Source organism: Acidimicrobiales bacterium, assembly GCA_036491125.1.
Classification (GTDB): Bacteria; Actinomycetota; Acidimicrobiia; order Acidimicrobiales; family AC-9; genus AC-9.
The window spans coordinates 1-6,263 of the sequence record DASXCO010000192.1 but is presented as its reverse complement, the minus strand read 5'-3'; the positions used below and the strand labels follow the sequence as shown (position 1 = coordinate 6,263).

Genomic DNA, 6,263 nt, shown 5'->3' with positions numbered 1-6,263 from the left:
CGACTGGCGCCTAGCCAGCACCCTGCCCTGCGGAGCCCCGACCTTCCTCGACCCGGTCTCCGTCGGAACGAACCCGAGCCGCGACCACCCGGCCGACTCACCGTCGCTTCAATGATCCCATCTGGCAGGCCGGTCGTCACCAGGTGCGGGGTCGGGGCATGGGCAGTGCCGTGTAATTACATAGCTGTAAGCTGGACCGAGTGTCACACCCTCCTGAGACGCTCGATCCCGTGGAGACACCCACGATCGAGGCAGCCACCATCGAGTCGGCTGCGACCCGCCTGGCGACCCTGCTCACGACCGGCGGCGAGGGCATGGCTGCTCCCGGTGAGCCAGGTCTCGATTTCGAGCAGGTGATCCGGCCGCGGCCCTTGCCGAAGGGGGAGGCGCCCTGCGACGTGTGGGCCGTCGACGGCGGCCAGGCTGTGGTGGCCGACGCCCGTTGCCTCCAGGTCGTGATGACCAGGACGTCTCGGGTGCGGTTCCGGGCCGGTGTCTGCGTGCAGCAGGACGCCGAGCCGCTGCGTGCCTATCTGCTGGGAGGCGTCGAGAGCCGGGCGGCGCTCGCCCAGCTGGATCTACCCCTCAGGCACGACACCGCCGTAGACGCGAACCTCGTACGCGACCGGTGGGAGTGGGACGCCGTCGAGCGCTGCGTCGACGAGGCCGACGAGGGGGCGCTGGTACTCGTCGACGGCGACCTGTGGCCCGACTGGCGAATCCCGACCGATTACGTCGGTGCGCTGCTGGAACGGGGGAGCCAGCGAGGTGTGCTGGTCGTCGGCGTGACCAAGCACTCGTCGCTCTCCCGCGGCGGGGCGCCCCTCCTGGGGCAGCTCGAATCGGAGGCCGAGGAGGCGTTCGGTGCCGACGCCCGCTGGTGGGCGCCGGTCGCCAGCAGCCGCCCGGCCGATGACAGCAGCTACCAGGCCGAGGCGCGCGACCGGCCAACGTCCGCGCTCGCAGTCCAGCTCGTGGCGGCCAGGCTCGACCCCGCGGCGCGCTTCTCGTTCCGCATCGACATTCCCGCAGGGACGTCGCCCGAGCCGGTGCTCGCCGCCCTCGCAGCTGTCTCCGATGACGCCGCCTTCCCCGGCTATCCCTACCCGCTGGCCGTGGCCGACGGCCTCGCTGCCTGCCCCCACTGGGTGCGTCAGGAGGCCTGGCTGGCCCTGGACGAGCACCTCAACGAGGCTGGGGTCGGCCTCGAGGTCAGGGAGCGGGCCTTCGCCGACCGCCACCGACTCATGGAGCGGGCGTGAGCGAGATGGCCGGTCCGAGGGGCCGCTTGTTCGGGAAGAACGTGCTCGAGGGGATCTTTCGCGCCGCGCCGGACGAGGACCTGTTTCTCGGCGAGATCCTGGTGGGGATCGACGACACGACGGGACGGCGCTACCTGTTCCGGATCGTCGACGTCACCTACGGGACGGAGCACCGCGAGCCGGGCTGGGCCGAACGGGTGGCCGGCACGCTGCTCGCCGACGACGTGATCGGGTCAGCCGACTCGCATCCCCTCTACGACCGCGGCCGGCGCACCTACCGCGTGGCCGAGTGCCGGTGCCTCGGATACGTGACTCCCGACGGGCGGTCGTTCCGCAAGCCCAAGAGCCTGCCCACACAGTTCAGTCGGGTCGTTGCCCCCGAGCCTGCCGACTTCGCCTTCCTGCGCAGCCGCATGGGGGACCTGGCGATCGGCCAGCTGCGGAGCGGCGAGACCGAGGTCGATGTCGAGGTGGGGATCTCCGGTGCGAGCCTGGCTAGCCACGTCGGCATCTTCGCCACCACCGGCATGGGAAAGTCGAACCTCATGCAGGTGTTGGCCGGCGCCGTGATGCGTCGCCAGGGTCGCTACGGGCTCCTGCTCGTCGATCCCCATGGTGAGTATCGGTCGGCGTTGGGTCGCCACCCCTGGGCGTCCGAGGCGTTGCGCACCTACGCAGCTCGGTCGCTGCCGGGCACGACGAGCCTCCGGGTGAGCCTCGCCGAGTTGAGCGTCGACGACCTCCGCACCGCGTACGACTGGTCCCGTAGCCAGGAGGAGGCGCTGTTCGAGCTGGAGCGCTTCTACCGGGCCGACGGTCTCTCGTGGTTGCTGGAGTTCGCGCACCTGGACGACCTGGCCGGCTTCCGTGACGTCGAGCTGAACGGCCGGGTGGCGCTCAACACGCTCCAGGTCGTGCACCGCCGGGCGCGCCGCATCGTCGACCTGCCGTGTGTGGCGACCGACCCTGCCGTGTCGGTAGGCGCGGCCGTGCTGCGAGACCTTCGCAGCGGTCGGGTGGTGCTCGTCGACGTGAGCGGGCTCGGGTCGACCGAGGAGGTTCTCGTCGCCTCCTTCCTCGCCCGCCGTGTGATGGACGAGTGGTCGACCGCGTATCTCGACGATCCCGAGGACCACGAGCGGCTGCCAGTGGTGACCGTCGTGCTCGAGGAGGCGCAGCGGGTCCTCAGGTCCACCAAGGATCGCGAGTCCAACGTGTTCCCCCGACTGGCCCGGGAGGGACGCAAGTTCAAGGTCGGCCTCTGCGCCATCACCCAGCAGCCGAAGCTGCTCGACGACGAGCTGTTGAGCCAGTTCAACACGTTCTTCGTGCTCGGTCTCGCCGACGAGAAGGACCGCAACATCCTCCGGGCCTCCTCCAAGCAGGACCTCTCCGGCCTCGGACCCGAGATACAGACCCTCATGCCGGGCGAGTGCCTGCTGGTGAACCTGGAGGCGCCCTTCGCCGTCCCGGCCACGGTGCATCTCTATGACGACGCCGTGCGCGCCTGTGACCCGGCGCCTGCTCCCCGGTTCTCCGCCGCGGCCAACGTCGCCGCCTTGGTGGACTGATCATGCGGGTGGCAGCGGTCGGCGACGCCCATCTTGGGCGCTCGTACTACCCGGTGACGACGCCCGAGGGAGTCAACCAGCGCGAGCGGGATTTCGAGCTGGCGTTCGAGGCCGCCATCGACGTCGCCCTTGCCGAGGAGCCGGACCTGATCGTCTGGCTGGGTGACGTGTTCGACCATCCGCGCCCGACGTACCGCTCGTTCCGGGTGGCCCAGCGGGGGTTGGCCAGGATCCGTGAGCACGGGATCGCCGCAGTGGTCATCACGGGGAACCACGACACCCCTCGGCTACCGGGAACGGGGAGCCCGTACTCGGCCCTGGCCGACGCCTTCGATGGCATGCATTTCGCCCACCGGCTCGCCTACGAGCGCTTCGAGCTCCCCGGCCTGGTGGTCCACGCCGTGCCCCAGATGCTCACGCTGGACGCGACCCTCGAGGCACTTGACCGGGCCCACGCCGAGCGCAGCTTGGACCGGACCAACCTGCTGCTCACCCATCCCCGCGTGTCCCAGGTCGAGCCCCGGTACGCCGACATCAACGAGATCGAGGTCGACGCCGGGCGCATCCGGGCCGACCTGGTGCTGCTCGGCCACTTTCATATCCACACCACGGTGCGACCGGGCATGTGGTACGCCGGATCGACCGAGACGTTTTCGTTCGCCGACGATCCGCAGCGGCCAAAGGGGATCGTCCTGCTCGACACCGACTCGGGTGAGTGCCGCCATGTGCCCGTCGAGAGCCAGCGAGCGCTCGTCACCTTGGAGACGGTGGAGGCGCTCGGGCTCGGGCCCCGCGAGCTGCAACAGGCCGTCCTGGATCGAGTGTCGAGTGTGCCCGAGGGGGCGGTGGCCAGGCTGTTCATGGACGGCGTCGACCCCGAGGCATACCGCCTCCTGGACACTGACAGCGTGCGGGAGGCCCACCGCGGCGCCCTCTGGTGCAAGCTCGAGCCTCGTTTCGCCGGGGTGAGCGCCGAGGTCGAGGCGGTCGAGCTGGACTCGATGCCGGCGCGCTGGGCCCGCTACATCGCCGGCCAGGACCTGACCGGCTTCGATCGGGAGCGCATCGACAGGGGCGGAGCCGAGTACCTGGCCCGCGCCGTCGAGGAGGCGGGCGCGTGAAGATCACCCGCCTGTACCTGCGCAACTACCGGACGTTCGAGGACCCCGTCGACCTCGAGCTGCCCGCCGGGTTGGTCGGCGTCTATGGGCCGAACGGGGCCGGGAAGAGCCTGCTCGTCGAGAGCATCCCCTTCGCCCTCTACGGACGGAGCCGCACGACCAAGGACGAGATCCGGACCACGGGTGTCGGGGCCGACTGCGTCGTCGAGGTGGAGCTCGAGCACGAAGACCACCTCTATTTGGTGCGACGCACGATCTCGGGCGCCAACCACACCATCAAGGCCGAGGCCTACTGCGATCGTCTCCAGGTGGCCGAGGGTGCTCGGGACACGACCCGCTACGTCCATTCCGTGCTGGGGATGGACGACGCCGCATTTCGTGCCTCAGTGTTCGCCGAGCAGAAGCAGTTGGCGGCCTTCAGCGAGCAGAGCCCGGCGGAACGGCGACGTCTCGTGCTCCAGCTCCTGGGCATCACGCCCCTCGAGCTGGCTCGAGACCGGGCCCGTCGGGATGCCCGGGTGGCCGACGACCAGCTCCAGCGCCTGCGCCAGATGGTGCCTGACCTCGATCCGCTCCGCGTCGGGCTCGCCGAGGCGGAGTCGGCGGCCGAGGCGGCCGTTCGGGACGGCCGGGCTGCCGAGGCGGCCGCCGAGGAAGCGGCAACGGACCTCGACGGGGCACGGGTCGACTGTGAGCGGCGTGAAGTCGTTCGTCAGCAGCATGATCTCCTCGTCGAGCGAGGCCGGGCGGTGCGGGGCGAGCACGACGCTGCCCGGCGCCGGGCCGAGGAGCTGGCGGCCGAGCTGGTCGAGCTCGAGGGAGCCGCTGGGCGGCTGACTGAGCTGCAGCACGTTGCGGAGGGGCTGAGCGAGTCCGAAGAGGTACTCGACCTGGTCGAGTCGGTCGTGCGGACCCACCAAGCGCTGGCGACCATCCGACTCCCGATCCGTCCCGACGCCCCGGACGAACAAGCCGCCGAGGACGCCCGTCTGCAGGCCGACCGATCTCGATCCGACGCCGCCGGTCTGGACGGACAGCTTGCCGGGGCGACGGCCGAGCGCGAACGGGCCCAGCAGGCTGTGGCCCGCTCGTCGCAGCTGTCGGGAGAGGCACACTGCCCGACGTGCGGCCAGCCCCTCGGCGGCGCCTTCGAGCAGGTCCAACACCACCGGGCGGCCGAGCTGGCCGAGGCCGAGACCGCGGTCGTCCATCTGAAGAGCCAGCAGGTCGAAGCCGCGACCCGTGCTCGGCAGGCAGACCGGCGCGCCAGCGATCTCCGCCAGGAGGTCCGGGCCGCCCGCGAGCACTGGGAGCGGTGGCTGCGCGTCGTGGAGCGTCGAGAGTCGGCGGTGTCGGACCTCGGGGCGGCCATCGAGACCGTGGATAAGAAGGTCGCCGACTCGGGTAGTGCCTGGCGGGCGCCGGTCACCGCCGTGCTGGCGGCGGTCCCTGCCCCGCTGGATGTGACCTCGTCGGAGCCGCTGGTCGACGCCACGCTGCTCTCCAGCCTGGTCGGCGATCTCAAGGGCGCGGTGGGAACGGGACGAGCCGCCGTCGCCGAGTGCGCCCGTCTGAACGGCCGCTTGGAACGGCGGCAGGTGGCCACCGCGGAACTGGCGGGCGCGCAGGCACAGCTCGAGGAGACCGACGAGCGCCTGGTCGGGCTGCGCCGGCAGGTCGCCGAGCTCGGGCATTCGGCCGACGAGCTGGCAGCCGCCTACCGGGCCCGTGAGGAGGCGTCGACGAGGGCGTCGGCTGTGACGGGCGACGCTCGTGGGGCCGGCTTGGCGGCTGAGCGGGCTCTGGCGCACGCCGAGTCCGAGGGCAAGCGGGTGGCCGAGGCCGAGGAGCAGCACGCCATGATCGACGACCTGGGCGAGGACGTCCGTCACGTCGGGCGGCTGGCCGAGTTGCTCAGCAGCTTCCGCAACTCGGTGGTGGCCACGGCGGGCCCACGGCTGTCGGCCCAAGCCGCCGAGCTATTTGCCGAGCTCACTGACCACGAGTACGACCTGCTGAACGTCGACCCCGAGACCTACGAGATCCAGATCTGCGATCAGGGGGTGGTCTACGGCATGGACCGCTTCTCGGGCTCGGAGACCGATCTGGCGAACCTGTCGCTTCGGGTGGCGATCAGCGAGCAGGTGCGTTTCCAGTCCGGCGGCGCGGTCGGCCTGCTGGTGCTCGACGAGGTCTTCGGGCCCCTCGACGAGGATCGCAAGGAGCGCATGCTGTTGGCCCTGGAACGCCTGCGGGGGAGGTTCCGACAGGTCGTGGTCGTCACCCACGCCAGCGACATCAAGGAGCAG

At 70.7% G+C, this 6,263-nt stretch carries 4 protein-coding genes; all 4 read left to right on the top strand.

Features of this window, described 5'->3' with window-relative positions:
• Window positions 1–200: 200 nt before the first annotated feature.
• Window positions 201–1,262 (top strand): DNA double-strand break repair nuclease NurA, encoded by a 1,062-nt coding sequence (locus VGF64_15485; protein ID HEY1636165.1) that lies wholly within the window; start codon window positions 201–203, stop codon window positions 1,260–1,262.
• A 5-nt stretch (window positions 1,263–1,267) separates the two neighbouring features.
• On the top strand, window positions 1,268–2,833 hold the full coding sequence (locus VGF64_15480; GenBank protein ID HEY1636164.1) for an ATP-binding protein: 1,566 nt from the start codon (window positions 1,268–1,270) through the stop codon (window positions 2,831–2,833).
• Window positions 2,834–2,835: 2 nt separating this feature from the next.
• Entirely contained in the window at window positions 2,836–3,954 is a 1,119-nt protein-coding gene (locus VGF64_15475) for a DNA repair exonuclease (protein ID HEY1636163.1), read from the top strand.
• A partial coding sequence (locus VGF64_15470; protein HEY1636162.1) for an SMC family ATPase occupies window positions 3,951–6,263 on the top strand: 2,313 nt, incomplete at its 3' end. The genes VGF64_15475 and VGF64_15470, both read left to right, overlap by 4 nt.

Bases quoted from the DNA above. Each gene is read 5' to 3' on its own strand.
- VGF64_15475 (HEY1636163.1), top strand. From the start codon at position 2,836: ATGCGGGTGGCAGCGGTCGGCGACGCCCATCTTGGGCGCTCGTACTAC.
- VGF64_15480 (HEY1636164.1), top strand. From the start codon at position 1,268: ATGGCCGGTCCGAGGGGCCGCTTGTTCGGGAAGAACGTGCTCGAGGGG.